This window comes from Lactonifactor longoviformis (genome assembly GCF_042848515.1).
GTDB classification, from domain to species: domain Bacteria; phylum Bacillota; class Clostridia; order Lachnospirales; family Lachnospiraceae; genus Lactonifactor; species Lactonifactor longoviformis.
On the sequence record NZ_AP031453.1, the window covers coordinates 275,345 to 301,955 of the forward strand.

Consider the following 26,611-nt stretch of genomic DNA (forward strand, 5'->3'; position numbering starts at 1 on the left):
GCCCTTAAGCGCCAAGAAGGGCATAATGCTTCTCTATCTCATTTTTTTGAACGTATCTCTGAGCGCATAATAACACTCATCGAATAATTCCTTCACCGGAGTATAAGAAGCTGCAGCCTGAGGAACCGGATCATGAGTGGCTTCTATATGTATGAAACGATCAATTGCTGAAAAATCCTTAAATAAACCTACACCGACACCGCCTGTAACAGCAGCGCCCATGGAACCGGCTTCTTCTAATAAAGTGGGAACCAGGATTCTGGCATTATATACATTAGCCATGATGTCTCTCCACACTTTACCCTTTGCACCGCCCCCTAAGACTAATATTTCTTTAATGTCTACCTGAGTCTTAAGGACATCCAGTATAATAGACAAATTCATTGTGATGCCTTCTAAAACACTTCTAAGCAAATCCCCCCTTGTATTTTCGGGCTTTAGCCCGATCCAGGCTCCTTTGGCATGGGGATCCCATCGGGGTGCCCGCTCTCCAAGGAGATACGGGAGAAAAATCAATCCATTAGCACCTATAGGGCTGTCCTGAATTGCCTGGTTCATATAGTCATAAGGTGATCCTCCGTGGAGCTTAGCATCATAAGATTCCATCTTACAGATACATTCTTTTACCCAGCTGTATGCTCCCCCTGCATACTGCATAGTACCGTTTGGGGCATACAGTCCGGGTATAATATGGGCCCAGGTAACAGTTCTCATCTGTTCATCAAAAATAGGCTTTTCTGTGGTGGTGGTTATCCAGGCCGAAGTGCCCATACAGCTGTATGTCTTTCCGGGTGCAATCGATCCTGCTCCTACATTGGCTGCAACCCCGTCTCCGCCTCCCAGGACAACCGGGGTATTCTCGGCAAGTCCGGTGGCCGCCGCCGCATCTTTTGTGACGGTACCGGCTATAAAAGTGGATGGCTTCAGCTCCGGAAGCTTGTCTATGTCAATACCTGCATAAGACAATAATTCTTCGGACCACTGCAGGTTTAATAAATCAAAGCACCCGTTGCTGTTGCCGTCAGAATATTCCGTATAAAACTTTCCGGTCAGACGAAACACAATATAATCTTTTGCATTTAACGTTTTATAAGTCTGTTCATAAATCTCAGGTTCGTTGTCCCTGATCCACATAAGCTTTTGGATTCCATAGGATGCCGTATTCCGATGGCCTACAATATGGTAGTAATCCCATTGTGAGATGTGTTCTTCAATCTGGTCGGCTTGTTTCTGAGCCCGCTGATCTGCCCATATCATTGAGGGACGCAGGGGAGTTCCGGAGGAATCTACGCATAGGCACCCCATCATCTGGCCGCTGAAGCTAACTGCGGCAATGTCAGATGGCAGAACGCCGGTGGATTCAATAAGCTGACGGCTTGTGCAGCAGACTGCCCGCCACCAGTCATCAGCGTCCTGTTCTACCCAGGTGCCGTTGAAATAATGAGTATTGTAGGAATAAACCTCGTGGCCAATCAGCCTCCCGTCCTCAGAAAACAGTGTGGCTTTATTCCCGGAAGTGCCAAGATCATGTGCTAAAATATACTTGCTCATATAAACCTCCCAATTTTAATGTTATAATGTTTGTTTGTAGGTACATAAAAAATGATAAAAATAAATGTTTATGTAATTGTCCCTGACATACAGCATTTTTTTGTATGTCAAGGGATTCAACTATTCGGGTGCCACTGTTATCTCAAATACATTTCGATCGCCCCGGTATCTTGCCAATGAATATTCAATGGGCTGTCCATATAGGTTATATCCTATGGAAGTAAAAAAGTGGATGGGCTTCCTCTTTTTCATATTAAGGTGCCTGGCGTCCTCAGAGTCTGCCTCTACCGCCTCAATCTGCCTCTGTATTTTTACAATTTTTGTGTCGTCGGATTTGCCAAGCTCAGCGTAAAGAGAAATAGTTGTAAAGTCAAGGTTTATAAGATCCTGGCATCTGCTGTAGGGGAGATATGTTTTAATGGTGACCAATGGTTCGTCGTTTGCAAATCGCCTGCGGTATAAAAAGAGTACCTGATCATTCTCACTTAAGTTCAAAAATTTGGCCACGGTGACATCCGCAGGAATAACCTTTAAATCCAGGACTTCGGTGCTTGCTGTTAATCCTCTCCGAGCCATCTGGCTATTAAAGGATTCTATTTTTGTTATAAAATCCTCATTATTAATTTTGGGCTTAGAGACAAAAGTACCTTTGCTTTTAATTCGGTACAGCCGTCCCTCCTGAACTAATTCAGTGATAGCCTGTCTAACCGTCGTACGGCTAATCTTAAAGATATCACTTAATTCATTCTCTGTGGGGATGGGGCTGCCGCTTGGATAAGTTCCGTTTTTTATTTCATCCAAAATAATCTTTTTTAGCTGAAAATACAAAGGAATGGGAACTGATTTATCTATTCGGTCTGCGTTAAGTGCCATATGAACCTCCTATGAAATTACTGCGAAATAACTATCTTTGTCGTTACATTATATCATAACAATGATTAACGTGCAAGCACTTAGCGCTAAATGTTTATTGTTATAACATAGTGACATAAACTAATAATTGTGTTATTGATTTGAAAAAATAAAATAAAAGATATATTAAAAGTTAAATATGTAATAATACCAAAGTATTCAGAAGATTATACATAGATGTTCTTGTAAAAAATAAAATATGACAAAAAATAGGTACATAGCTATGTAGTAACAAAGATACATATTTTTGTTGACTTTTTTGTGCGTACGTGTTATTTTACCATTAAAGGATGTATGATACATAAGAGTCTCCAATGCGCATTAGACAGATTCACCAGTACAGTCCGGTTTCATAAAAAAGCGAACAGACATTTCATTATTTTAGGAGGTATAGTAAGATGACAATGATTCAGCATCAGACGAGAGCTTTCGGGTCACCCAGCAGATATATTCAGGGACGCTGTGAATTAGAAAATTTAAGGGAATATACAGACGCGTACGGAAAAAAAGTATTTATATTGGTAGACACCTTTTTCTTTAAAGAATATAAAGAAAAGTTTGAAGCTATGTATGCAGGCGGCGACAGTACCGTGATCGTAGAAGAGTTTTCAGGGGAGATAACTGCCGAAAAGATTGATGAGATAGCGGAAGGTCTGAGGGCATTTGGTCCTGAGGTAGTCGCTGGTATGGGCGGAGGCAAAACAATGGATACAGCCAAGGCTGTCTCAGACATTTTTAAAGCTGTTACGGTTATTATACCTACAACGGCCTCTACGGATGCGCCTACCATAGGGCTTTCAGTGATATATACAGAGACGGGAGAACATGTGGGTCCCAGACATTATGTTAAGAATCCGGATCTGGTACTGCTGGACACGGATATTATATCGAAAGCGCCTGTTCGTTTTCTGATTGCCGGGATGGGAGATGCGCTTGCTACTTTTATAGAGACAAGGGCGAACCTGCAGTCACATTCTCCTAATTATGTAGGGAAAGGATTCTGCAGTACAATTGCAGTGGGCGCCATTGCAGAGGCATGCCACAAAACGATTCTGGAAAAGGGTGCAAGAGCGAGAAGAGCAGCGGAAAGAGGACTTTGTACCATTGATGTGGAGGACGTGATTGAGGCCAATACACTGCTCAGCGGATTGGGCGTACAGAATTCCAGCTGTGCGGGTGCACATTCTATTGCAGAGGGAATAACGGTTCTTCCTGCTTGCCAGAAGCTGCTGCATGGAGAAGTTGTGGCATTTGGTATTTTAGTGCAGCTGATGATAGAGGGAAGGCCGAATGAAGAAATAGAGGAAATATATGCGTTTTTCCGAGAGGTTGGTCTGCCCTCCACATTTGCAGATCTTGGACTTGAGAATGTTACAGATGAGGAGATCATGAGCGTTGCAGAAGAGTCTCTGAAATCTTACTGGGACGTGGAACCCTTCCCGGTTACGGCCCAAATGATCCATGATGCCATGATCCTGGCAGATATCCAGGGGCGCCGGTTCAAAGCCCAGGCATAAGCATATGAAAGGCAGAATATTTAACATACAGAGATTTAGTGTACATGACGGACCGGGTATCCGGACAACCGTATTTTTTAAAGGCTGCAACTTAAGGTGCCAATGGTGTCATAATCCGGAGTCTTATGAGACCGGCATACAGCTGGAGTACTTTGCAGATAAGTGTGTAGGGTGCAGAGCCTGTGAGGCGGTCTGTCCCCAGGGCGCCAGGATTCAGGACGGCCACAGAATTCATAGGCAGGGCTGTACACTGTGCGGGAAATGTGCAGAGGCATGTATGTACGGGGCCATTGCCATAGCCGGATGGGACCTGGAGCCGGAGACACTATTAGAAACAGTTCTTAAAGATAAAAAGTATTATATGAACTCCGGGGGCGGAATTACGTTATCAGGGGGAGAACCGATGCTTCAATGGGAGTTTTTGTCAGAATTTCTGCCATTGGTGAAAGAGAATAGAATATCAGTTGCTTTAGATACGGCAGGTAATGTTCCCTACTGGAAGTATGAGAAGCTTTTCCCGTACCTGGATTTCATTTTATTAGACATTAAGATTATGGATGATACCCTGCACAGAAAGTATACGGGTGTATCGAACAAATTAATATTGGAGAATGCAAAGCGGTTTATAGAGCAGGGTATCAGGATACATATCAGGATTCCTCTGATAAAAGGCATTAACGATACAATAGAGAATGCGAGACAACTGACGCATCTTCTGGGTGATGCCCCCAATGTGGAAGAAGTGCGTTTGCTGCCGTATCATACCCTTGGAGTGAGGAAGTCCCAGAGTTTAGAATTGCCTGTCTGTGAGTTTTCTCCCCCCGAGGCACATACGATGGAGCAGCTTAGGGAGATTTTCGGGGATAAAGGGGTCTGTTAAAAGCAGTCGGATAGAGAAAGGAAGGGATAGCCAGAATGGTAAGACGTGAACTAAAGAAACGAATAGAAAAATGGTTTGACAGAGATTACCGGGAAACCTTTATGGAACGAATCGACTTGGTTATGGAGGCGGAGCAGCTTTACCAGCATGAGAAGGAGGGTCTGGCATACGGCCATACGCTGGCCCACATTTTGGAAAGCATATCTCAGCCGCTGGAAGACAGCGAACTTCTCGCTGGCGCTGTTGCCATGCGGATTCCCACAGAGGAAGAGGAGAAAACCATACGGGAAGTATACAAACGCTGGTGGGACATTCCGGTAGAAGAACGGCACAAAAAAATCTTTTTCTACTATTCAGAGAACTGGCTGCGCTGCAGACCATACTGGTTTCCCTCTTTTGGCCACCTGGCGCTGGACTGGGAAGGGCTCCTTTCCAACGGACTGGGGAGTATGGAATACAAAGCCAGAGAGCGCATGAAGGATGAGGCGCTTACGGAGGATCAGAAAGGGTTCCTGGAGGGGACTGTTCTGTGCTATCAGGCGGTAAGTGCTTATATAGAAAGATATGCCCAAACAGCAGAGAAAAAGGGCAGAAGCGGCATGGCAGAAGATCTCCGCCAGATCGCCTATGGAGAGGCCAGGACATTTGCGCAGGCGCTGCAGCTTCTCTGGATGATTATATTAATTGCACAGAAGGTATGCGGCTGCGGCGTATTGAACCTGAGCAGGATGGATCAATATCTCTATCCGCTCTATGAGAGGGATCTTAGGGAAGGCAGACTTACCTATGAAAAAGCAAGGGAACTGATAGATGAATTCTTTTTTAAGAATAATGAGATTATGGTGCAGACGGATCATATGTCCATAGAGACAGATTCTACGGACTACACCCTGGAGGTTGCATTTGACGATCCCAATTATCTGATTCTTGCAGGTAAGAAAGCGGACGGAACAGGGGGTGTGAATCCTTTGTCGTGGTTAATGGTTGAGTCGGCGGAAGAGCTCAAGCTTCGAAACCCCTTTGTGGTAGTACGCTATTACCATGGGATTCCCACAAAGTTCTGGCAGCTTGTCTGCAATGCCATGAGAAATAATGCAACTATTGTTATCTATAATGATGAGACTATGCTGCCTGCCCTAAAGCATTATGGCGTTGAAGAGCCGGAAGTATACGATTATGGGTTTTATGGCTGCAATGATCCGAACATCCCCGGGGACGAAGGGGGTCTGCGCCAATTGTGGTTTAACCTGGTGAAGCCTTTGGAACTGGCATTGAACCAGGGGGACTATCCCATGGAACCAAGAGGTAACAGCAGTCCCAGAGACTGCCAATTTGGCCCTGAAGATCGTATGACCGGGCTTATGACCGGTGCGTATTACGGTATAAAAAGTAAGGCTCCGGAAGAGATCCGGAGTATGGATGAACTGCTGGAAGTCTATGAAGAACAGCTTATGTACTTGTTAGGAGAATTCCGAAAAGGCTTTGAGATGGATTTTGAAGCAGAGCAAAAAGAGACGAAAAGCCGCATGAGAATAGAGGACTGTTTCCTGAGGGGAACAGTAGACAATGCACAGACCTGGACCATAGGGGGAACAAAGTACCATAAAATAGTTGCCCAGGGTTGTGGAATTGCGACTGTTATCAATGCCCTTTACGCGATAGAAAAGCTTGTTTTTACTGATAAAGAATTTACGTTAAGAGAGCTGTCGGACATTCTGCGGGATGACTTTTCCGGAAATGATATGTTAGCGCTGCGTCTCAGGAAAAAGCTGGATAAGTTTGGAAACGATATAGATGCAGTGGATAAGTATGCAAAGATTGTAACAGACCTGTATGTCCGTGGGATAGAGAGATATAACGGCGAAGGCTATTTATATCAAATGTGGCCTACCTATTCAACAGACAGGGACTTTACAACTATGGGGCGTTATGTAGGTGCTACCCCTGACGGAAGGCGTGCAGGGGAACCAATCAGTGAGAACCAATCGCCCAGTGAAGGAAGTGACATTAACGGAATTACAGCAATGCTCAATTCTGTTTCTAAAATACCTTTTGACAGGATCACAGGAGGGCCTTTAAATCTGCGCCTGCATCCCAGTGCGGTACAGGGCGATGAGGGACTAAATGCCCTGTGCGCACTTTTCCAGACTTACATGGAAAACGGGGGGATGCAGCTTCAGATTAATGTTGTGGATGCAGAGACACTTCGAAGTGCCCAGTGCGATCCGGAGAAGTACAAGACCCTCTGTGTCAGAGTCACCGGATACAGCGCGTTTTTTGTAGAGATGGGAAGAAAAGCGCAGGATGAACTGATAGCGCGTACAGAACAAATGGTATAAAATGGCTTGGGCCTGTTAAACGACAGGCCCAGTGGCCGGACCCCCAACACTGGCGTAAAAAATATAAACGTTTGATATCTTGTAATGTAGTATCATTACTATATAGTGATATAAGAAATGGAGAAAATAGCGATATGAATATTTACCAGAAAGCGACACAGCCAACCATGTATTTTATAGGAGTTACCACGAATAGCTCCTCAATTATGAAGGTATTCCCAAAATGGGCAGAGGAATTAGGCTTAAAGGACGCGGTGATTAAGGGAATAGACTTTAAGCCTCATGCAGATCCGGCGCTCTATCGGGAGGCAGTTTCTTTTATAAAGGAAGATCCCATGTCCCTTGGAGCTTTGGTTACTACTCATAAGATTGATTTGTATGAGGCCTGCAAAGATATGTTTGAATATCTGGATCCATTTGCTGTTCAGTTGGGAGAGATTTCATCTATCTCTAAAAAGGACGGAAAGCTTTGCGGACATGCGAAGGATCCTATATCCAGCGGGCTGGCACTTGAGAACTTCATACCAGATAATTACTGGAGAACATATAACGGGGATGTTCTGATTATGGGAGCAGGGGGAAGTGCGCTTGCCATGAGTGTTTATCTGACCCAGAAAAAGTTCGGAGAAAATGTGCCGAAACATATTATCATTGCCAACCGCAGCCAACCCAGACTGGATACGGCAGAAAAGATATTAAGAGATCTGAATCCGGACACCAAATTTGAATTTGTCCGGGGGGAGGAGCCTGTTGATAATGACCGTCTGCTAAAAACTTTAAAAGAGCATTCCCTGATTGTAAATGCAACCGGTCTGGGAAAGGACGGACCCGGTTCTCCTCTGACAGATGGGTGCGAGTATCCGGAGAATAGTTATGTTTGGGAGCTGAACTACCGGGGAGAGCGTATGTTCCAGAGACAGGCAGAGGCTCAGGCGGAGGCTAAACATCTGCATGTAGAGGATGGATGGATTTATTTTATCCATGGATGGACGCAGGTGATTGCCGAGGTATTCCATATAGACGGCATTGCACGTAAGATTCCCAGACTAAGTGAGATTGCATTAGAGAGGTAGGAGGAGCGCTATGAACAGATTTCAGTGGGACAGCAGTTTTTCTGTTGACTTTAATTTACAAAACGGATTTTCAGAGAAGGCTGAGACAACGAAAAGGTATTTATCCCAGATGAAGGAAATGTTTTATGATACAAATGCCGCAGAAAAAATACTGGAACAGGAAGATCCCTTAGTCTATGAGTTTCATGAGCTGGGGTGCCCAATGAGAGAGGGGGATTTGGCTTTTGGCACTACCATCCTGTATCCGGGCAAAGTAGGGAACGAATATTTTATGACAAAGGGCCATTTTCATACCATATTGGACACTGCAGAGGTCTATTATACACTGGACGGTGAAGGCTGTATGATTATGGAGAACCCGGAAGGGGAAACGATGGAAATGCCTCTGAAAAAGGGAGAAGCACTCTACGTGCCCCGCAGATATGCCCATAGATCTGTCAACACGGGAGATACACCCCTGGTCATGTTCTTTACCTTTGCTGCAAATGCCGGTCATGACTATGGGACCATTGAGACAAAGGGATACCGGAAAATATTGGTAGAGAAGGAATGCGGGCCTGTGGTAATTGATAATCCAAAATGGAGTTAAAAATATGGGAAAAGTAATGACTGTCTCTGGCCCTGTCACTGCGTCTCAGCTGGGATACTGTCAGTGCCATGAGCATCTTCTTATCAGTAGAGGAACATCGTTTCAGATCAATCCCGCTCTATGGATGGATGATATTGGTAAAAGTACTGCAGAGGCGCTGAAATATAAAGAAGCCGGCGGAGATACTGTGATTGATGCCCAGCCGGGCGGATGCAACCGTATGGAGGAGGGGCTGCTGGAGATATCTGATAGAACAGGAATACATATCATTTCATCCACAGGCTTCCACAAGCTGATGTTCTATTCCGATACTCACTGGATTCACAAGATGCCGCAGGATGAGCTGTACCATTTTTTCAGAGAAGAGCTGGAGGTGGGCATGTACAAGGGGATAGACTGCGGATATCCGGAAAAACAAACCAAAATACGTGCGGGTATTGTAAAAACAGCCTTAGACAGGGAAGGTCTTTCTCCGCGTTATATGAACTTGTTCGGGGCGGCGGCTCAGGCTGCCATAGACAGCGAGGTACCCCTTATGGTACACATTGAACCTGGGAGCGATCCCAAAAAACTTTTGGAATTTCTGCTGGAGATGGGAGTTTGGCGGCATAGAATTATTTTCTGCCATATGGATCGGGAGATTAAAGAGACAGAGTATTATCTTTCTGTACTAAAAGAAGGAATCACCTTGGAGTTTGATACGATTGGGCGTTTTCACTACCATGATGATGCATCAGAACTTGCATTAATTAAAGAAATCTTGGATCGGGGCTACAGCGGGCAGCTTCTGCTGTCTTTGGATACCACCAGAGAGCGGCTGAAATCATATACCCCCAATGGGGTGGGGCTTACTTATTTACTCTGTAATTTCCTACCCAAACTTAAAAAAATGGGTGCTTCTGAAGAACAGCTCCTTAATGTGACGGTTCAAAATGTCAAAAATATTTTTCATGAATGATTATGGGAGAGATGGATATGAACAATAATTTATTGCAGCAGATAGAAAAGTATAAGATAGTACCGGTTGTAAAAGTAGAACGTGCCGGGGATACGGGGAGACTGTGCGAAGCCCTGAGCACAGGAGGACTTCCTGTGGCAGAGATAACGTTTCGTACACCGGCAGCCAGGGAAGCCATAAGCGCTGCGGTAAAAGAATTTCCGCAAATGATAGTTGGCGCTGGTACCATTGTAAATGTAGAGCAGGCAAAAATGGCGGTTGATGCAGGCGCCCAATTTCTTGTTTCCCCGGGCATTTCCCACAAGGTGATTGAATATGCCCTGAATCAGAATATTATGATATTTCCTGGCGCATGTACACCTACAGAGGTAATGAGGATAATGGAATATGGCTTATCGGTTGCAAAGTTTTTTCCGGCGCAGCAATATGGCGGCCTTAGTACGATAAAAGCGTTGTCGGCACCTTTCTCAGACATACGCTTTATGCCTACCGGAGGGATCAGCGCTGCAAATGTGAAGGAATATCTGGCATTTCCCAAAATTGCTGCCTGCGGCGGGAGCTGGATGGTACGGCCGGAACTGATTGCCGAGGGAAGATATGATGAAATCCGCAGATTAACAGAAGAAGCAGTCAGTTTAGTGGGTGAATAGGAGGAGAAGAATGAAGATATTAGTTACCCCAACTTCTTTGCAGCCCGGTAAAAATGAAAAAATACTGAAACCTCTCAGAGAGTTTGCCGATGAATTAGTATTTAATCCTCTGGGCCGTCCTTTAGAGGAAGAGGAATTAATAAAGGCTTTGGAGGGATGTGACGGATACATTGCCGGTCTGGACAGCATTACTGCGAGAGTACTGGAGGCATCCCCTCAATTAAAGGCTATTTCAAGGTATGGCGCCGGGTACGATCGGGTTGATATAGAGACGGCAAAGAACAAACAGGTAATTGTTACTAACACACCCGGAGTCAATGCCGAGGCGGTAGGAGAACTGACATTTGCCTTATTGTTGTCAATCGCCCGGAATATTCCCCACCTGAACCACAAACTGAAGGGCGGTGAATGGGTGCGCGGCAATGGAATAGAGCTGAAGGGAAAAACTTTAGGAATTATAGGACTTGGTGCAATTGGGAAAGTGGTAGCGCGCTGCGGCCAGGGATTTTGTATGAAACTTATGGCATATGATCCATTTATCAATGAAGAGTACTGTGCATGCAATCAGATAAAGGTGAGTACGTTTGAGGAAGTGATAGAGCAGGCGGATGTTATTAGCCTGCACATGCCTCTGACAGCGGTGACGAGACATTTGCTGAATAAAGAGGTATTTGATAAAATGAAAGACGAGGCTATCATCATAAATGCTTCACGGGGCGGACTTATTAATGAGGATGACGCTTACGAGGCACTTAAAAGCGGCAAGCTAAAAGGACTTGGTCTGGATGCGTTTGAGGTGGAACCCCCTGGAGACTCCAAACTTTTTGAATTTCCTACGGTTATAGCAACCCCTCACACGGGGGCACATACCAGAGAAGCCATTGAGAATATGGCAAAAGCTGCGATTCAGAATCTGATTGACGTTCTGACGGGAAAAGAAAATCCCAATATAGTTAGCAGGTAAATGGATAAATACATACTTTAAAGGAGATGGAATTATGGAAATGATGAGATCATTTATTATTGAAAAAGACGGGTCCACAGAGCTGAGAGAGATTCCCAGGCCCAGAATTAACAGGAAACAGGCGCTGGTGAAAATGATTGCCAACGGGATGTGCGGAACGGATGTAAAGATGCTCCATAGGACCTTTAAAGGCTTCCCGGAATCGATTTATCCGCTGATGCTGGGGCATGAGGGGGTAGGAGAGGTTATCGAAACAGGAGAGGATGTCAGAGGCTATAAAATCGGAGATAAGGTGCTGCTGCCATTTGTCGATCCGGATCCTGAGCTTTACCCGGGATTGGGCTCCGGGTGGGGAGCTATGAGCGAGTATGGTGTAGTGTGGGACAAAGATGCTGTATATGAAGATGGGGAGGAAGCACCTGACTGTGCATATGCGCAGACAGTACTGGATCCTTCTGTAGATCCGGTAGATGCGGTTATGCTGATTACGTTCCGTGAAGTATTAAGCAACATAAGATATTTTGGGGTTCAGCCGGAAAATAATATAGTCGTATTCGGATGCGGTCCTGTGGGTCTTAGCTTTATAAAGTTCTTAAGTCTTTTAGGAGTGTCTGATGTTATTGCAGTTGACATATTTGACGATAAGCTGGAGGCGGCAAAGGAAAGGGGAGCTACCAGAACTTTTAACAGTAAAGAGTGCGATATTGTAAAAGAAATCCGTACTATATACCCCAAAGGTGTTGATTATGTACTTGATGCGGTTGGCTCCCCGTTTATTGTAAACCAGGCAATGCCGCTGATTGCAGACCGGGGAAAAGTGCTCTGCTATGGAGTTCCTGAGAAAGAGCAAATTACCATAGATTTCTCTAAGGCTGATTATAACTGGCAGGTTATCTACCAGCAGATGCCGAGAAAACGAGAGGAAGGCGAAGCTACGGAACAGGTGATGGAGTGGATTAATGACGGTAAACTGATCATTAAGGACTTTATATCAGATTATTTTAGCTTTGACAATGCTGTGGAAGCTTATGAGAAGCTTTTAGACCGCCAGATTTCCAAAAAAGGGATTATTGTATTTTAGAATTGCAGAAAAGCCAGGCGCCCAAAGGGCTGAGGTTTCATGTTTGTATTGAATGAGTTAAACAGATACAGTATAATGTCCATAGCAATAGTTAACCTATCACATAGTAAATTTGACACTCTCCTGGTACTTGGGATGGTTGAGGGAATGAGATATGTGCGCTGCCATCCTGGCGGCGCATTGGGAAGACTTCGGGAATCAGAACGCAAAAAAGATGGCTGACAACATGCCATCTTTTTTTGCGTTTAGATAAGACTCTTCACACTGTCACGTATGACCAATTCCCCATTCACCGCTACTTTAACGTAAGAAGTGCAAGGCTGATCCAGCTGCTGTACCAATTGGGATACGGCCTCTGCTCCAAAGCGCTCCTTAGGTACCCGTATGGTAGTGAGCTTTGGCTCGATGAGGGAACTGATGGGGCGATCGGCGATACCGATGAAGGAAAAGTCCTCAGGTATGGCGTAACCCAATTGCTGCATCCCGCGCATTGCTCCAATGGCAACTAAGTCATTGTCAGCCAAAAAAGCCGTTGGTGCATCCGGAGCTTTTAATTGTTCGGCAGCCTTCAAGATTCCCTGGCAGGCCGAATCAATGGGATAACCTACGGTATAGGTGTAATTTCTCATATCATTAATACCAAAATGCTGTAAGGCAATGTCGGACCACATCTCCCGTTCCTGGAAACTTCTGAATGACAGTCCGCTTCTAAGGTAGCCTATGTTTCTATGGCCCTGACTGATAAGGTATTGGACGGCCAGATACGTACATTGCTCATTGTTTACGGTAACGGAATTGATATCTTTATCGTTATAATAATTATCCAGAAGGACAAAAGGAAGTCCCAGATCCTGGAAATTCTGAATCTCATCCCCCTCCATTTCAGTAGCAAATATAATGTATCCAATACAATTGGCATCCAATATGTACTGTATCTGCTTTTCAGCTTCTTTTCGTTCAATGGTAATAATGTTCAGGTTATAGCCGCACTTCCTTGCGGCTGTCTCTACGCTGTCCAGGACTTCCGGATAGAAGGCGTGTTCCCCTAAGATTTTGCCGCTGTTTTTAAATATTACAAAGCCAAGGGTTTTGTTAGGCAGTGCATTGGGGTCGTGCTTTATGAGATTTGTATAACCCATTTCTTTGAGTTTGTCTAATACATTGGCGCGGGTTTTATCGCTGATTCCCGGTTTTCCGTTCAGCACCAGGGATAAGGTCGCGGCGGATATGCCGAGTTCTTTCGCAAGCTCTTTAGCTGTCAATATGTGAACCTCCTTAAAACTATAGGCAGCAAGCTGTCTGATGGTAGATTCTGCTGCCCGAGGATTATTTTAATGATCTAGCTACTATTATATAAATAATTTATAAAAAAGTCAATGTCAGCCTGAAATTGCGATATCTGTGGGTAAGTGCAGGTTTACTCAAAGAATAATAAGGCGATTAAAAAAGTAGTTGCTTAAAGGTTTTCTTTAAATGATTTCGAAATCGTATAAAATATTTATAAATATTGGTAAACGAAGGAGTGATGGTTAAGCATTACAAGAAATGCATATGTGATAATAACCAAAAATAAAAGGGAATAATAGGATAATATACATAAAAAATAGTTATTATTGGGAAATATATTGACAAAAGTGTTTATAAAATGTATACTCCGAATTATAAATTATTTATAAATGATTTAGAAAAATAAATAGTGCACGAAATAGCAGAGTAAAAGAAATCACATAAAATTTTATGCAGTTTGAAAAGAGGAGATAAGAAAAAATGGACACAACGAATATTCGCTATATTATTTTTGATACTTTTGGAACGGTTTTGGATTGGCACCATTCCATTGTATCTCACGGGAAAGAGCTTAATAAAAAATACAGTCTGAATATTGACTGGGGAACGCTCGCCATTGGATGGAGAAATGATGGATATTTTAAGGCAACCTTTGACATAGCCCATGGAAAGCGTGAGTGGGTTCCGGCAGATACTATTTTTACGGAATATCTGGAGGAAAGAAAAGAAAAACTAGGGTTACAGGTACTGTCAGAAACAGATTATAAACAATTATGCCGAATCTGGCACAGACTGTCTCCCTGGCCCGATGTATTGGAAGGATTGCACAGACTTAAAACAAAGTATGCCATTGGGCCCTTTTCCAACGGGGATTTTAATTTAATGATTGACATAAAGAAAGAGGCAGACCTGCCCTGGGACTTTATAACAACTGCCGACTTATTTCAAAAGTTTAAACCAGACCCGGAAGTGTATGTGGATGAAATTAAATTGCTGGGGGCAAAACCGGAAGAGGTTGTTATGGTGGCGGCACATCCCTTTGATCTGGACGGAGCTAAGCTGGCGGGGTGTACAACCATATATGTGCCAAGACCAAAGGAGTACGGCGAAGGGACAGACTATAAGGAACCGGCCGGAAAAGAAAAGATTGATTATACAGCGGAAGACTTTACTGCGCTGGCAGAACTGCTGAATGCTTAAAGTGATTGATGAAGGAAATAGACGAAAAGGAGATACATATGTTTAAAATTTGGGTGATTGTAGAAATTATCAGCTGGCTCATTGTGTTCGGTGCTGCGCAAGGACTGTATTCAAAAAATACTATAGACAGGAAAGGCGGGGAAGAGTCATTATGATGAAAACTACATTTATAATCTTATTCCTTATATATCTGGTGGCAATGGGGGTACTTGGGGTAAAAGGACTGAAAAAAACAAAGGATATGAAATCATTTGCTGTCTCTTCGGGAGATGTAAACCCTTATATTGTGGCGATTACATGGGCTGCTACCTTTATGAGCGCAGGGACTTTTCTGGGTTTGCCCGGGCTTGCTTATAAAAATGGGGTGTCGCTGCTGTGGTATCATATGGGGCACTGGTTTCCTGCTATTCTAATGCTTGCCCTGGTGGCTGGAAGCTATCGGAAGCTTGCGAACAAAACGAATGCGCTGACCATGCCTGACTGGCTGGCTGATGTGTATCAAAGCAAGGGGCTGCGTCTGCTTATCGGGATTGTCTGCCTGTGTAATATTGTCCCTCTTGCTGCCCAGTTTGTAGGCGTTGGAACGCTGATGAATGCCACTCTGGGAATTCCCTATGATGTAGGGGTGCTGATTGGTGTCGTTGTTGTTATGATTTATCTGTTTCTGGGAGGTACCTATGCCCATATTTATACAAATGTCGTCCAGGGAACACTGATGTGTATTGTCTCTATTGTAGTGGTAGTGACTGGCTTTGTTTTGTTCGGAAACGTGTTTACAGAAGTTCCCAGGATGCTGACAGAGATTGATCCCAACCTGTCCTCTACATTTAATCCTTCAGATGCGGCGTTTGCCGGACCTGTTGCAATCGCAGGAATCTTTATTTCAAATGCCTGCTGGTCTTTGAATCCTCAGCTTATGAATAAAGTACAGTATCTGAAGACAAACCGTGATTTGAAAAAATTCATTCTTTTTGCCGGATTCTGCTTATTTATCGGAGGTATGGTTATTGTGGGCGGTTTGTACTCCAGAATTCTGACTCCTGATACACTGGCCAACGCTGACGACGCGCTGCCCACTTTTGTTAAGATGGTATATCATCCTGTAGTCGGCGCGTTTTTTAATGTGGTTCTGCTGGCTGCGACAATGTCAACCACGGACGGCGTTATGGTAATGCTGGCTACTGTACTGGGGAACACGTTATACAGACAGACCTATATCCAGCATAAAATTGACTGCGGGCAGAAGGTGGATGTAGAGAAAGCAGACAAAAACTCTCTGGCAATTGCGAAATGGTCAGTTGTTCTGGTCGGTTTGGCCTCTCTCCCCATAGCATTTAACAGGCCCAGTTCCCTGAATGTATTAAACTGGATTGGGACAGGCGTGATTTTGAGTGCTGTGGCGGGTCCCCTGCTAGTGGCGGTAACCCAGAAGAAGGTTCACAAGCTTTCCGCTATTGTGTCTGCTGTGTGCGGTATCTCTTCGTATCTGATTGCCTATGTGGGGAAACTAGTGTTAAGTGTGTATCTGTCTGTGGGAATCGGATGCGTTGTCAGCCTGGCAGTGGCTTTCATAGTCAATTGGTGGATGATACATCAGAACGCGGATCAGGCTGTCCAGCTGCGGGACTAATGCAGAGATTATATAAAATGTGTGCATTTCACCTGGCGAATGCCGGGAAGAACATAGATATGGGGAAGATGGACCATTCATTTGGTTATCTGTAAAAATTATACGTCTGATGCTTAGGGGCCCCCTCTCCCCAATTTCCGTACCGCCGCCTGATACGTCCGGCGGCGGTGGCTCCTATAATAAAATGGATACCCGGAAGCAAGGATTACAAGCATAACTTGGAATTCTTGTTTGCCGAGGTCTTTTCTTGATATAGAACAAATAAGTCCTCCATTTTTATACTAAATTCCGTGATCCAATTGTCTAATTATACCATAATAGAATAAACATTCCGATGCAAAATTCTTATTTTATTAAGGAACAGAGGTTTACTTCTTATAGCCAACCAGTTCCTTTCAATTCCAGCCTTTGGTGAATATAAAAAAGCAAGGCGGTCATAGCCTCATAATGACCTTCTTGCTTTTTACATCAATTTGATTTTATTTTTCTATAACGTTACATGACAATATCGGTTTATTAACCTAAAATTTTTTTCGATACGTTTACACAGTATATACAGCGATCATGTAGTAATAGCTTACTGCTCCATCTGCCTTCCTAAAAACCCTGCGGCTACTGCAGCCACTTTTTTCTCAGTCTCATCCATTTTCACGCTGCCGTCCCTGCATAATAGGAGGACGGCTCCAATGGCATCTCCCGCGCTTGTTATAGTGTATATGGTTTGTCCGGTATAAGACTGACTGTCATCCTCCACTATTTTAATAAAGTTCCCGCTTGAGGTACAGCTGGACTTTCTTTCTGCAATAAAGCCCTCCAGGTCTTTATTAATTCGTCTGCCCAGATATTCCTTGGCACCGGGACCTGCGGCCGCCACAATCTGGTCATGATCTGCAATACAAACCAGACTTCCCATAGTGGTTGACAATGCCTCCGCATATTCTTTAGCGAAGGCTCCCAGTTCCCCGATGGGGGAATATTTCTTCAGAATGATTTCTCCTTCCCGATCCGTAAAAATTTCCAGAGGATCGCTCTCCCGTATCCGTAATGTTCTTCTTATTTCTTTCGGTATTACAACCCGGCCTAAATCATCGATTCTTCTGACTATCCCTGTAGCTCTCATACAATCTGCTTCCTCCATGCTATATTTTCTATTACATTTTTATCTGTAGATAAATGTATTATTTGTAAAATGAAGGAAATTATGCTTAATTCATTAATTTTTACTTTTAATAAAATTATTCATCTTTAACTCTTAAATTATAGTACTTTAAGGCCGGAAAGGCTTATTTCTTGAGCCTGTTATAACCACATATATTTTTTAAAAGAAAACAGTTGACTTTCTTCTTCTACAAATGTAGTATATATTTAGATACTACATTTGTAGAAGAAAGAGAGGAAGAGTTGCATGAAGAAAGAAATTCAAAAGTTACCGGATTCAGAGTTGGATATTATGCTTGCCCTCTGGAACGGCCATCCGGACATGACAAGACTTGAGATTGAGGAATATGTTAATCAAAAGAAAAAACTGGCCACGACTACGATTTTATCCCTTTTAGCACGCTTAGAAAAAAAAGAGTTCGTAGCTGTCAGAAGAGAGGAAAAATTAAATTATTATACCGCAGTAGTGAAGGAAGAGGCGTACAGGCAGCAGGAAAGCAGGACTATCATTGAAAAGCTATATGGGAATTCATTAAAAAATTTTATCGCTTCTTTCTATCATGGTAAGGGGTTAAAGCAGGAGGAGATTAAGGAATTAGATGAATACCTGCATGAACTGGAGAAGGGGAGTAGTTTATGATGGATTTTATGATAAATCTGGCAAAGATTAATTTATTTGCGGCTGCCTGTGTTCTTACAGTATTTGTCCTGTCCAGAGTACTTGGCAGTAAATATTCCGCGCGATGGAAATACATTATGTGGCTGGTCTTATCCGTGTATTTACTGCTACCAGTGAATTTGTCAAAGATATCTCCATGGAAGGTTGAGATCCCACTGCCCGGGGTAACTGCCGGTTTGTCTGCGGACGAGGCAGATGGACTGGGACTGGAGCATACAGCTTTAACCGGAGGGGAGAGAGCAGCGGACAAGACTGATATAACACCAGAGGACAGCGCAAGTATAAGTAAGGGAGAGCCTGTGCCCACCGGAGAAGGAGGGATGCTTGGGGATAGAGCATTGTATTCCTATGTTTTTTTCCTGGTTTGGATCCTGATAGCAGTGGGCGTGGGAATATGCAGAGTGTTTTCGTATCAATTTGCTGTGAAAAAGCTATACCGCTGGAGCGCACCTGAGACAGACAGCAGAAGGCTTAGAGTATATGATGCTGTATGCAGAGAATATCATATAAAAAATGCTCCCCGGGCTTTTAAAAATAACTTTATCACAGGGCCTCTGCTGGCAGGTATTTTCAAAGCCCGCTTATATTTGCCGGAGAATACTTATACAGATAAAGAACTAAGAATGATCTATGCACATGAACTGTGCCATTACAGGCGTAAGGATCTGTGGTATAAAGCACTGCTTATGCTTGTGAATATCATATACTGGTTCAATCCCGCAGTCTATCTTATGGTGAGAGAAGCGGAACGGGACTTAGAGTTCTTGTGTGACAGTAAAGTTCTGGAGGGCAGGGATAAGAACGATCACTATATATACAGCAGACTTCTGCTGCACACGGCGTTAAAAGCACACGGGAGCAAAGTTTATCTGACGGCAAGCCTGCACGATGGAAAAGCAGAGTTTAAGCGCAGGGTTGCTAATCTAATGGTAGGGGATAAGCTAAAAAGGGGGATAGTTCTTGCCTGCGTTTTAGCGGTGTCTCTTGTTTCAGGAAGCACCCTTATGGGGTGCTCTGTAGGACCGGGGGAGGAGGAAAAGGAAACAGTTAGCGCAGAACAGCGGGGGATACCGGAAGACAGTACGGTTAAGAAGCCTGCAGAAGAACAGCCGCCGTCAAAGGTGATTACAGCAGAGGGGAACGAGAATACCGGAAAGGAAAAAGAACAGCCAGCCGCCCTTAAGGAGAAGCTCTCGGATGAATCTGCTCCGGAAGCTGCGGCAGAACCTGATGCCGTAGTATTTCCCCAAAACAGGAAAACTTCTTATTACAACAGCAGTGACCCTACCGTTATTTTTACGGTAACGGATATTAGGGAAAAAGATATTGTCTTTGATTTGATAGATTATGACAGTGAGACACCTAAAGATGAATACGGGGAAGACGCATCCTATAGAGAAATCAAGGGGGCATCTGGTACTCTTACAGATGAAAATACAGTCATTTATCAGGATCAGAACTATAATCTTACGATTGTCTGGGACACCAGTGACCCTAATCTGATTGGAACAGTAACCATCACCGGAACATATCCTGCTAACAGCAGTCTGACAAACGGTACCTGCATAAGCCAGGAGGACAGTAATTCTATGCAGATTAGGTGAAAATTGTATAGATCTGCCTGCCCTGAAAGGAGTTTACTGGACTGAAACAGCTTTATAAGGCAGCCAAGAGTGACTACATTGACATAAGAGCTTAGTAAAATAAAGGAGAATCCAAGATGAGATTATTTGATTTGCACTGCGACACAATCGTTCCATTGTGCGACCGGAAAGAGGACTTTTACTGCCGGGACACACAGTTTTCTCTGGCAGATCTGGATAAGTTTCAATGCCTGTGCCAGACTATGGCAGTCTTTGTGCCGGATACCTGTCCGAAAGGAGGAGGGAAAGCCTATGCGGACCGTTATCTTGACTATCTGGAGGAACTGGCGGTGCTTCAGGGAGATATTGCCGGGCTGGCAGAGTCGGCGGCTGATATAGAGGCCCTTACTAAAAAGGGTAAATGTGCCCTTATCCGCTCCATTGAAAGCGGGAGGGCATTAGACGGCGATTTAGAGAATGTCTCGCATTTTGCGGGCCGGGGTGTAAAGATAATGACGCTTGTGTGGAATGGAGAGAATGAATTAGGTTCAGGGAATAGCGCCAATGGGGGGCTTACCTCTTTTGGCAGACAGGTTATCAGAAAAATGGAAGAAGTGCATATGATAATTGATGCCTCCCACCTGAACGATCCCGGATTTGACGATCTGTGCAGTGCCACGGACGGCCCTTTTATTGCAACCCACTCTAATCTGCGGAGTGTGTGCCCTCATAAAAGAAACTTAAAAGACTGGCAGTTTCAGGAAATTGTAAGGAGAGGGGGACTGGTGGGCGTTAACCTGTACAGACACTTTTTGGGGGAGGATGGATCCCGCTGTCTGGATCAGGTGTACCGGCATGTATCCCATATGCTGGAGCTTGGGGGAGAAGATGTAATTGCTTGCGGCAGCGACTTTGACGGAGCTGAAATCTCTCCGGATTTGAACTCCCCTTTTAAGCTTGGAGCGGCGGCCGCGTATCTGTTATCCCATGGGATTTCCCAGGCTGTTATAGATAAAATGTACTTTGACAATGCTATGGCCTTTCTAAAGCGCACAGAGGCATAAAGAGACCTGGAGCACTGGCATAAAAGCGCAGCCCCCAGGCCGGCATGTACTATTTTATGGAGGCAGACCCCATTTCTTCCAACAATGCCTTTTTTAACTCGTACAGGCGATCCGACAAGTCTACATATACCTCCGAGGGGTTCATAAGCCGCCGGGTCTCGTCCCAGAGAGTATCCAGTTCTTTTCTGCAGTAATCCCTGATTTCCATAACAGAGGGGGACTGGTATACACACTCCCCTTTCAGGAACACCGGTACCAGGAGTTCCCGAAGGGTATAGGTTCCCCCAACGATTTTTGTCCGTTTCCAGGTGTCTATGGGATCAAAGATAATCATATCCTGGGATGTATCAAAGGATTCCTCTGCCAGGCAGATGAGATCAGCTCGGATCTTCCCGGTGGCTTTACTGTAGATTCTGTAAATGGTTTTATTTCCGGGATTGGTGACTTTTTCGGTATTCTCGGAGAGCTTAATCTTGGGTGTGAATTCTGCGGCATCCTTATCCCGGATGGCGGCCATCTTATACACGCCACCGAAGGCCGGATGCCCGCTGGAGGTTATGAGGTTGGTCCCCACACCCCAGGAATCAATTTTAGCTCCCTGGGTCTTCAGGCTGTCGATCAGGTATTCGTCGAGATCGCTGGAGGCGGCAATGGTAGCATGGGTAAAGCCTGCGGCGTCCAGCATTTTCCGGGCTTCCTTGGACAGATAGGCCAGATCTCCGCTGTCCAGACGTATTCCGTAGTGAGTCAGAGGATGCCCTGCGTCCTTCATCTCCCGGAATACCCGAATGGCGTTGGGAACACCTGATTTCAGCGTGTCATAGGTATCTACAAGAAGAGTACATGCGTCAGGATACATATCCGCATAGGTTTTAAATGCAGTATATTCATCCGGGAAGCTCATAATCCAGCTGTGCGCATGGGTACCCAGAACCGGCACATCAAACATCTGGCCGGTGAGTACATTGGAGGTTCCCACGCACCCTCCGATCATGGCTGCCCTTGCGCCGAAGATTCCGGCATCCGGCCCCTGGGCCCTGCGGAGCCCGAATTCCATGATGCCTGCGCCCTTGGCAGCGTAGACGATTCTGGAAGCTTTGGTAGCGATGAGACTCTGGTGATTGATAATATTTAAAATAGCAGTCTCAATAAGCTGAGCTTCCATGACAGGTGCTACGACTTTCAGGAGCGGCTCCTGGGGGAAGACAACAGTTCCCTCCGGGATAGCATAGATATCACCGGAAAAAAAGAAGCCCTTCAGATAATCCAGAAAATCCTGCTCGAAGATATGCAGGCTTTTCAGATAAGCAATATCATCGCTTGTAAAATGAAGGTCTTTAATATATTCTACAACCTGCTCCAGACCTGCGGCAATGGCGTATCCGCCCTTGCAGGGATTGGTTCTGTAGAAGACATCGAATACAACAATCTGATGGGTAGGATTTTTAAAATATCCCTGCATCATAGTCAATTCATACAGGTCGGTCAGTAAGGTAAGATTCATAGCTCTCATAACAATAGCTCTCCTTCAAAAGATTTGTAGCTATTATAACACAATTCCAGAAAAAACGTGCAAATATTTGGTATTTTTGACAGTACAATCGGGGAAAATGGAAGAAAAAAACACCGGATGCTTAGATCCGGTGATATTCCTCCAAGGTAAGACCTGTAAGAGATAGATAAAGAGCCAAAGATTTGGATACATATCGGATATGCCAGGGTTCATAGGCGTACCCGGTGACGGCCTCTTTGCCTTTGGGATAGCGGATGACAAAGCCGTACAGAGGGGCATAGGCTTTCAGCCATTTGCCGGCCTGGGTTTCAGCAAATTCTTCTACCAGGTCAAAGGCAACATCGGGACAGGAGACATCCAGGGCAAGCCCTGTCTGGTGCTCACTGGCTCCCGGGGGAGCCACAAGAAGTTTACATAATTCTTCCGGCGGAGAGTCAACGGTCAGATTGGCTTTTTTTAAAGCGGCTTCATAGAGCTCCTCCTGGCGGCTGTAGGGCCGGTAGCCGGAGACCCCCCAGAGGGTAATCTGACAGCTTTTTGCCCTCTGAAACAAGGCGTGCACAGCCTTTGCCGCGTCTTTTCTCAGGAGCCGCTTGGGATCCCCTGCCGGTGCATCAAAGGGGATGGAGGGTTCCACCAGATTCTTTGGAATGTATGAGGCAGGCAGGCGGTACTCCCGGTTTACTAGTACTGAACAAGATGACATGGGTTCCATCCTCCTTATGAAATGGTTCTATTATAATCTTATGCGCCTGGCCAGGAGAATATGTCTTGACGCAGACAGAGAATCCCGATACTATATGGGGGAAAGAGTAAGGAGACGGATGATAAGATGACAGAATATTTAGTGCGCAGATTTGTGAAAGATTATGAGGACATCGGACGTGAGGAGGTCAGGACCAGATATGGAATCCTTTCCAGTATAGTGGGTATCCTCTGCAATGTACTTTTATTTGGGATAAAACTGCTGATTGGAATGCTGATGCACAGTATTGCGGTTATGGCGGACGCATTTAACAATCTGTCGGATGCGGCATCTTCGGTGATCAGCTTTGTGGGGGTGAAGATGGCCGGCAAACCCGCGGATAAGGAGCATCCCTTTGGCCATGGAAGAATGGAATATATTGCAGCTTTTATAGTTGCGTTCCTTGTAATACAGGTGGGATTTTCATTTTTCAAAAGCAGTGCTGGGAAGCTTATGCACCCGGAGGCGATAACATTTCAGCTGGTTCCCTTTTTGATTCTAGTCCTTTCTGTGGGGGTGAAACTGTGGATGGGACTGTTTAACAGAAAGCTGGGAAAGCGGATTAATTCTAAGGTTATGCTTGCCACATCAGCAGATTCTATGGGGGATGCGGTGACTACATCAGCTACCCTTATCTCCATTCTTATCTGCAGATTTGCGGGAGTCAACATAGACGCAGCGGCGGGCCTTCTGGTATCCCTGATGGTTATGTGGGCCGGAATATCCATTGCGAAGGAGACACTGGAGCCGCTGATAGGGGAGGCAGCAGATCCGGAATTATATAAGAAGATATCCGAAATGGTAGAGGCTTATGATGGAATACTGGGAACGCACGATCTGATCGTACATAATTACGGACCCAATAAAAGTATGGCCTCCATCCATGCAGAGGTTCCCAGGGATGCGGATATTGAGGAATCCCATGAGATCATTGACCGGATAGAGCGGGAAGCGGCCAGAGAACTGGGGATATTTTTAGTGATTCATATGGATCCTATCGAAGTCAGGGATGAAGAAGTGCTGAAATCAAAACAGGAGCTGGAAGAGGTCCTGCAGAGTATTGACGAACGGCTGAACATGCATGATTTCAGGATGGTGAAGGGCAAGAGACAAATTAATCTTATCTTTGATCTTGTGGTTCCCTTTGATTACGACAAAAAGGGGCAGGAAGAATTATTAGATAAGGTTATTCGAATGATGCAGGAAAAAGACAGACGGTACCAGTTCGTGATCACGGTGGATCAGGGGTTTGTGGGTACATAATAAAAAAAATAAAAAAAATTTAAAAAAGTACTTGCATTTAAATTCGTTATATTGTATAATTCATTTTGTCGCGAAATTGGGCTATCGCCAAATGGTAAGGCAACGGACTCTGACTCCGTCATTTCAAGGTTCGAATCCTTGTAGCCCAGCTTATGAAAGTCCCAAGTCTTACTTGGGACTTTATTTTTTGGTACAGAGAAATTTACCGAAAGGTTTGGATGTATTATGCCCCAGGGAGGCTGATGGGGCTAAGAAGAAAGGAAGGAGCAGCATGTATTCATTTGACAGCAGGATTCGATACAGCGAGGTGGGAGAGGACAGAAGGATTACGTTAAACGCCATATTAAATTATTTTCAGGACTGCAGCACCTTCCATTCAGAAGATGTGGGATTAGGAATCGACTATCTGGCAGAACATAAGAAGGTATGGCTTTTGTCATCCTGGCAGATTGTCATCGACAGATATCCCTCACTGTGTGAAAAAGTAACGGTAAGCACCTGGCCCTATGATTTCAGAAAATTTCTGGGGAGCAGGAACTTCACCCTCACAGACGGGGAAGGGCAGATGGCGGCCTATGCCAATTCCCTCTGGGCATACATGGATCTGGAGACGAATTCACCGGCTCTGGTAGCCCCAGAGCAGATCGAAGGCTATCAATTAGAGGAAAAGCTGGATATGAACTATGCCCCCAGGAAAATCAAGCTTCCTTTGGACAGTCGGATACAGGAGGCATTTCCGGTACGGGCCCATCATCTGGATACGAATCACCATGTGAACAACGGCCAGTATGTACAGATGGCAATGGAGTGGGTGCCTGAGGACTTCACCATCCGTCAGATGCGGGCAGAATATAAAAAGCAGGCAGTGCTGGGAGATATGATAAGTCCCAGGGTACATGCTATAGATGGAGTGTATACCGTAGCCCTGTGCGATGAGCAGGGAGAAGTATATGTGATAGTTGAGTTTCAGGGGACCCAAAAGGGGACGTGTTCTTTCTAGAAAGAACACGTCCCAAAATCGGACTGACCTGTCCCTTTTGATATTTGTTTGGAGAAAGCGAAGGAGTAAAAATGATTCAGTTAGGTAAAAAACAGGAATTGACAGTTGTTAAAATCGTTGACTTTGGGGTATATCTTGGAGAAAAGACTGGTGCCGGGGAGAAGGAAAGGGTATTGCTTCCCAAAAAGCAGGTACCCGAGGGAACCGGGGAAGGGGATGTTCTTACGGTCTTTATCTATAAGGACTCTTCAGACCGGCTGATTGCCACCACACGGGAGCCGGTGGCGGAGCTTGGCCAGCTGGCGGTGCTGAAGGTGGCTGCTGTTGGCAAGATCGGCGCTTTTCTGGACTGGGGGCTGGAGAAGGATTTGTTTCTTCCTTTTAAGGAGCAGACGAAACGTGTGCACGAGGGCCAGGAGTGCCTGGTGGCCCTGTACGCGGATAAGAGCGACCGCCTCTGTGCTACTATGAAGGTTTATCATTACCTGAAAAAGAATTCCCCCTATATTATCGGGGATGAGGTGACGGGAAGGGTCTATGAAATCAGTGATAATTTCGGAGTGTTTGTGGCTGTGGACAATCAATATTCCGGTCTGATTCCCAAGAGGGAAGCACAGGGAGAGTATAAGGTTGGAGATGTTCTCTCCTGCCGTGTGACCAATGTGAAGGAAGATGGGAAGCTGGATCTCAGCACAAAACAGAAGGCATATATCCAGATTGACGAGGATGCGGTAAATGTTCTTCAGGTGATTGAAGAATTCGCCGGGGTACTGCCTTTTGATGACAAGGCGGCACCGGAGGTGATCCAGAGAGAATTCGGCCTGAGCAAAAACGCGTTTAAGCGGGCAGTTGGCCATCTGCTGAAGGAAAAAAAGGTAAAGATCGAGGGCGGCAGGATCTATAAACTGTAAGATCAATCTTCACGCGAGGGACAAGTTATGATATAATGAGCGTTAGCGAGCCATGGGGAGTTTT

At 45.0% G+C, this 26,611-nt stretch carries 23 protein-coding genes and 1 tRNA gene; 18 read left to right on the plus strand and 6 right to left on the minus strand.

All coding sequences use genetic code 11. From position 1 onward, the window contains the following. Positions 1-33: 33 nt before the first annotated feature. Both ACGHCT_RS01180 and ACGHCT_RS01185 read right to left on the minus strand, forming a co-directional pair. Positions 34-1,551, minus strand: a complete 1,518-nt coding sequence (locus ACGHCT_RS01180; protein WP_390437740.1) for an FGGY-family carbohydrate kinase — start codon at positions 1,549-1,551, stop codon at positions 34-36. Between the two features lie 120 nt (positions 1,552-1,671). After that, the gene (locus ACGHCT_RS01185) at positions 1,672-2,424 is read right to left on the minus strand and encodes a GntR family transcriptional regulator (RefSeq protein ID WP_390437742.1); all 753 of its coding nucleotides are present in this window, start codon (positions 2,422-2,424) and stop codon (positions 1,672-1,674) included. Between the two features lie 437 nt (positions 2,425-2,861). Between ACGHCT_RS01185 and ACGHCT_RS01190 the strand changes: the two genes are divergently transcribed. The 9 genes from ACGHCT_RS01190 to ACGHCT_RS01230 all read left to right on the plus strand — a co-directional run bounded on the left by ACGHCT_RS01190 (position 2,862) and on the right by ACGHCT_RS01230 (position 12,514). Next, positions 2,862-3,980, plus strand: a complete 1,119-nt coding sequence (locus ACGHCT_RS01190; protein ID WP_256280972.1) for a glycerol dehydrogenase — start codon at positions 2,862-2,864, stop codon at positions 3,978-3,980. Positions 3,981-3,984: 4 nt separating this feature from the next. Then, positions 3,985-4,860 (plus strand): glycyl-radical enzyme activating protein, encoded by an 876-nt coding sequence (locus tag ACGHCT_RS01195; RefSeq protein ID WP_390437744.1) that lies wholly within the window; start codon positions 3,985-3,987, stop codon positions 4,858-4,860. Positions 4,861-4,895: 35 nt separating this feature from the next. After that, positions 4,896-7,199, plus strand: coding sequence for a pyruvate formate lyase family protein (locus ACGHCT_RS01200; protein WP_390437746.1), 2,304 nt, complete (start codon positions 4,896-4,898; stop codon positions 7,197-7,199). Between the two features lie 134 nt (positions 7,200-7,333). Further along, positions 7,334-8,272 (plus strand): shikimate dehydrogenase, encoded by a 939-nt coding sequence (locus tag ACGHCT_RS01205; RefSeq protein WP_154257548.1) that lies wholly within the window; start codon positions 7,334-7,336, stop codon positions 8,270-8,272. 10 nt (positions 8,273-8,282) lie between these two features. Further along, entirely contained in the window at positions 8,283-8,861 is a 579-nt protein-coding gene (locus ACGHCT_RS01210) for a glucose-6-phosphate isomerase family protein (protein WP_154257549.1), read from the plus strand. A 4-nt stretch (positions 8,862-8,865) separates the two neighbouring features. After that, positions 8,866-9,819: a phosphotriesterase gene (locus ACGHCT_RS01215; RefSeq protein WP_390437749.1), complete on the plus strand. Its 954-nt coding sequence runs from the start codon at positions 8,866-8,868 to the stop codon at positions 9,817-9,819. A gap of 17 nt (positions 9,820-9,836) precedes the next feature. Then, a complete protein-coding gene (gene eda / locus ACGHCT_RS01220) occupies positions 9,837-10,469 on the plus strand; it encodes a bifunctional 4-hydroxy-2-oxoglutarate aldolase/2-dehydro-3-deoxy-phosphogluconate aldolase (RefSeq protein WP_226902458.1) in 633 nt (210 codons plus the stop codon). Between the two features lie 10 nt (positions 10,470-10,479). Beyond that, the gene (locus tag ACGHCT_RS01225; RefSeq protein WP_154257552.1) at positions 10,480-11,433 is read left to right on the plus strand and encodes a phosphoglycerate dehydrogenase; all 954 of its coding nucleotides are present in this window, start codon (positions 10,480-10,482) and stop codon (positions 11,431-11,433) included. Positions 11,434-11,467: 34 nt separating this feature from the next. Next, positions 11,468-12,514 carry a zinc-binding dehydrogenase gene (locus ACGHCT_RS01230; protein WP_226902456.1) on the plus strand — a complete coding sequence of 349 codons (1,047 nt, stop codon included), beginning with the start codon at positions 11,468-11,470 and terminating at the stop codon, positions 12,512-12,514. A gap of 245 nt (positions 12,515-12,759) precedes the next feature. On the opposite strand, the gene ACGHCT_RS01235 is transcribed toward ACGHCT_RS01230, so the two are convergent. Continuing rightward, positions 12,760-13,776, minus strand: a complete 1,017-nt coding sequence (locus tag ACGHCT_RS01235) for a LacI family DNA-binding transcriptional regulator (protein WP_226902455.1) — start codon at positions 13,774-13,776, stop codon at positions 12,760-12,762. Positions 13,777-14,281: 505 nt separating this feature from the next. Here ACGHCT_RS01235 and ACGHCT_RS01240 point away from each other — a divergent pair. Both ACGHCT_RS01240 and ACGHCT_RS01245 read left to right on the plus strand, forming a co-directional pair. After that, positions 14,282-15,001: a haloacid dehalogenase type II gene (locus ACGHCT_RS01240; protein ID WP_226902454.1), complete on the plus strand. Its 720-nt coding sequence runs from the start codon at positions 14,282-14,284 to the stop codon at positions 14,999-15,001. A 151-nt stretch (positions 15,002-15,152) separates the two neighbouring features. Continuing rightward, complete coding sequence (locus tag ACGHCT_RS01245) at positions 15,153-16,631, plus strand: sodium:solute symporter family protein (protein WP_390437754.1); 1,479 nt, start codon at positions 15,153-15,155, stop codon at positions 16,629-16,631. Between the two features lie 577 nt (positions 16,632-17,208). On the opposite strand, the gene spoVT is transcribed toward ACGHCT_RS01245, so the two are convergent. Continuing rightward, positions 17,209-17,751 (minus strand): stage V sporulation protein T, encoded by a 543-nt coding sequence (gene spoVT / locus ACGHCT_RS01250; RefSeq protein WP_154257560.1) that lies wholly within the window; start codon positions 17,749-17,751, stop codon positions 17,209-17,211. A 285-nt stretch (positions 17,752-18,036) separates the two neighbouring features. Here spoVT and ACGHCT_RS01255 point away from each other — a divergent pair, with 285 nt between their 5' ends. The 3 genes from ACGHCT_RS01255 (at position 18,037) to ACGHCT_RS01265 (ending at position 21,115) form a co-directional block, all read left to right on the plus strand. Then, positions 18,037-18,429, plus strand: a complete 393-nt coding sequence (locus tag ACGHCT_RS01255; RefSeq protein ID WP_390437756.1) for a BlaI/MecI/CopY family transcriptional regulator — start codon at positions 18,037-18,039, stop codon at positions 18,427-18,429. Beyond that, positions 18,426-20,072, plus strand: coding sequence for a M56 family metallopeptidase (locus tag ACGHCT_RS01260; protein WP_390437758.1), 1,647 nt, complete (start codon positions 18,426-18,428; stop codon positions 20,070-20,072). The genes ACGHCT_RS01255 and ACGHCT_RS01260 overlap by 4 nt, the downstream gene beginning before the upstream one ends. 116 nt (positions 20,073-20,188) lie before the next feature. Next, the gene (locus tag ACGHCT_RS01265; RefSeq protein ID WP_390437761.1) at positions 20,189-21,115 is read left to right on the plus strand and encodes a dipeptidase; all 927 of its coding nucleotides are present in this window, start codon (positions 20,189-20,191) and stop codon (positions 21,113-21,115) included. A gap of 49 nt (positions 21,116-21,164) precedes the next feature. Here ACGHCT_RS01265 and ACGHCT_RS01270 read toward each other — a convergent pair whose 3' ends face one another. Continuing rightward, on the minus strand, positions 21,165-22,628 hold the full coding sequence (locus ACGHCT_RS01270) for a nicotinate phosphoribosyltransferase (RefSeq protein ID WP_154257564.1): 1,464 nt from the start codon (positions 22,626-22,628) through the stop codon (positions 21,165-21,167). Between the two features lie 121 nt (positions 22,629-22,749). Next, positions 22,750-23,334, minus strand: coding sequence for a D-alanyl-D-alanine carboxypeptidase family protein (locus ACGHCT_RS01275; protein ID WP_154257565.1), 585 nt, complete (start codon positions 23,332-23,334; stop codon positions 22,750-22,752). A gap of 126 nt (positions 23,335-23,460) precedes the next feature. On the opposite strand from ACGHCT_RS01275, the gene ACGHCT_RS01280 reads away from it, so the two are divergent. From ACGHCT_RS01280 to ACGHCT_RS01295, 4 genes are all read left to right on the plus strand, one after another. Continuing rightward, the gene (locus ACGHCT_RS01280) at positions 23,461-24,636 is read left to right on the plus strand and encodes a cation diffusion facilitator family transporter (RefSeq protein WP_226902450.1); all 1,176 of its coding nucleotides are present in this window, start codon (positions 23,461-23,463) and stop codon (positions 24,634-24,636) included. Between the two features lie 77 nt (positions 24,637-24,713). Then, positions 24,714-24,785: transfer RNA gene (locus tag ACGHCT_RS01285), tRNA-Gln, on the plus strand. A 122-nt stretch (positions 24,786-24,907) separates the two neighbouring features. Beyond that, entirely contained in the window at positions 24,908-25,636 is a 729-nt protein-coding gene (locus ACGHCT_RS01290; protein ID WP_154257567.1) for an acyl-[acyl-carrier-protein] thioesterase, read from the plus strand. Between the two features lie 71 nt (positions 25,637-25,707). After that, the gene (locus tag ACGHCT_RS01295; protein WP_226902449.1) at positions 25,708-26,547 is read left to right on the plus strand and encodes a S1 RNA-binding domain-containing protein; all 840 of its coding nucleotides are present in this window, start codon (positions 25,708-25,710) and stop codon (positions 26,545-26,547) included. Positions 26,548-26,611: the final 64 nt, after the last annotated feature.

Bases quoted from the DNA above. Each gene is read 5' to 3' on its own strand.
- ACGHCT_RS01180 (WP_390437740.1), bottom strand. From the start codon at position 1,551: ATGAGCAAGTATATTTTAGCACATGATCTTGGCACTTCCGGGAATAAA.
- ACGHCT_RS01185 (WP_390437742.1), bottom strand. From the start codon at position 2,424: ATGGCACTTAACGCAGACCGAATAGATAAATCAGTTCCCATTCCTTTG.
- ACGHCT_RS01190 (WP_256280972.1), top strand. From the start codon at position 2,862: ATGACAATGATTCAGCATCAGACGAGAGCTTTCGGGTCACCCAGCAGA.
- ACGHCT_RS01195 (WP_390437744.1), top strand. From the start codon at position 3,985: ATGAAAGGCAGAATATTTAACATACAGAGATTTAGTGTACATGACGGA.
- ACGHCT_RS01200 (WP_390437746.1), top strand. From the start codon at position 4,896: ATGGTAAGACGTGAACTAAAGAAACGAATAGAAAAATGGTTTGACAGA.
- ACGHCT_RS01205 (WP_154257548.1), top strand. From the start codon at position 7,334: ATGAATATTTACCAGAAAGCGACACAGCCAACCATGTATTTTATAGGA.
- ACGHCT_RS01210 (WP_154257549.1), top strand. From the start codon at position 8,283: ATGAACAGATTTCAGTGGGACAGCAGTTTTTCTGTTGACTTTAATTTA.
- ACGHCT_RS01215 (WP_390437749.1), top strand. From the start codon at position 8,866: ATGGGAAAAGTAATGACTGTCTCTGGCCCTGTCACTGCGTCTCAGCTG.
- eda (WP_226902458.1), top strand. From the start codon at position 9,837: ATGAACAATAATTTATTGCAGCAGATAGAAAAGTATAAGATAGTACCG.
- ACGHCT_RS01225 (WP_154257552.1), top strand. From the start codon at position 10,480: ATGAAGATATTAGTTACCCCAACTTCTTTGCAGCCCGGTAAAAATGAA.
- ACGHCT_RS01230 (WP_226902456.1), top strand. From the start codon at position 11,468: ATGGAAATGATGAGATCATTTATTATTGAAAAAGACGGGTCCACAGAG.
- ACGHCT_RS01240 (WP_226902454.1), top strand. From the start codon at position 14,282: ATGGACACAACGAATATTCGCTATATTATTTTTGATACTTTTGGAACG.
- ACGHCT_RS01245 (WP_390437754.1), top strand. From the start codon at position 15,153: ATGATGAAAACTACATTTATAATCTTATTCCTTATATATCTGGTGGCA.
- spoVT (WP_154257560.1), bottom strand. From the start codon at position 17,751: ATGAGAGCTACAGGGATAGTCAGAAGAATCGATGATTTAGGCCGGGTT.
- ACGHCT_RS01255 (WP_390437756.1), top strand. From the start codon at position 18,037: ATGAAGAAAGAAATTCAAAAGTTACCGGATTCAGAGTTGGATATTATG.
- ACGHCT_RS01260 (WP_390437758.1), top strand. From the start codon at position 18,426: ATGATGGATTTTATGATAAATCTGGCAAAGATTAATTTATTTGCGGCT.
- ACGHCT_RS01265 (WP_390437761.1), top strand. From the start codon at position 20,189: ATGAGATTATTTGATTTGCACTGCGACACAATCGTTCCATTGTGCGAC.
- ACGHCT_RS01270 (WP_154257564.1), bottom strand. From the start codon at position 22,628: ATGAGAGCTATGAATCTTACCTTACTGACCGACCTGTATGAATTGACT.
- ACGHCT_RS01275 (WP_154257565.1), bottom strand. From the start codon at position 23,334: ATGTCATCTTGTTCAGTACTAGTAAACCGGGAGTACCGCCTGCCTGCC.
- ACGHCT_RS01280 (WP_226902450.1), top strand. From the start codon at position 23,461: ATGACAGAATATTTAGTGCGCAGATTTGTGAAAGATTATGAGGACATC.
- ACGHCT_RS01290 (WP_154257567.1), top strand. From the start codon at position 24,908: ATGTATTCATTTGACAGCAGGATTCGATACAGCGAGGTGGGAGAGGAC.
- ACGHCT_RS01295 (WP_226902449.1), top strand. From the start codon at position 25,708: ATGATTCAGTTAGGTAAAAAACAGGAATTGACAGTTGTTAAAATCGTT.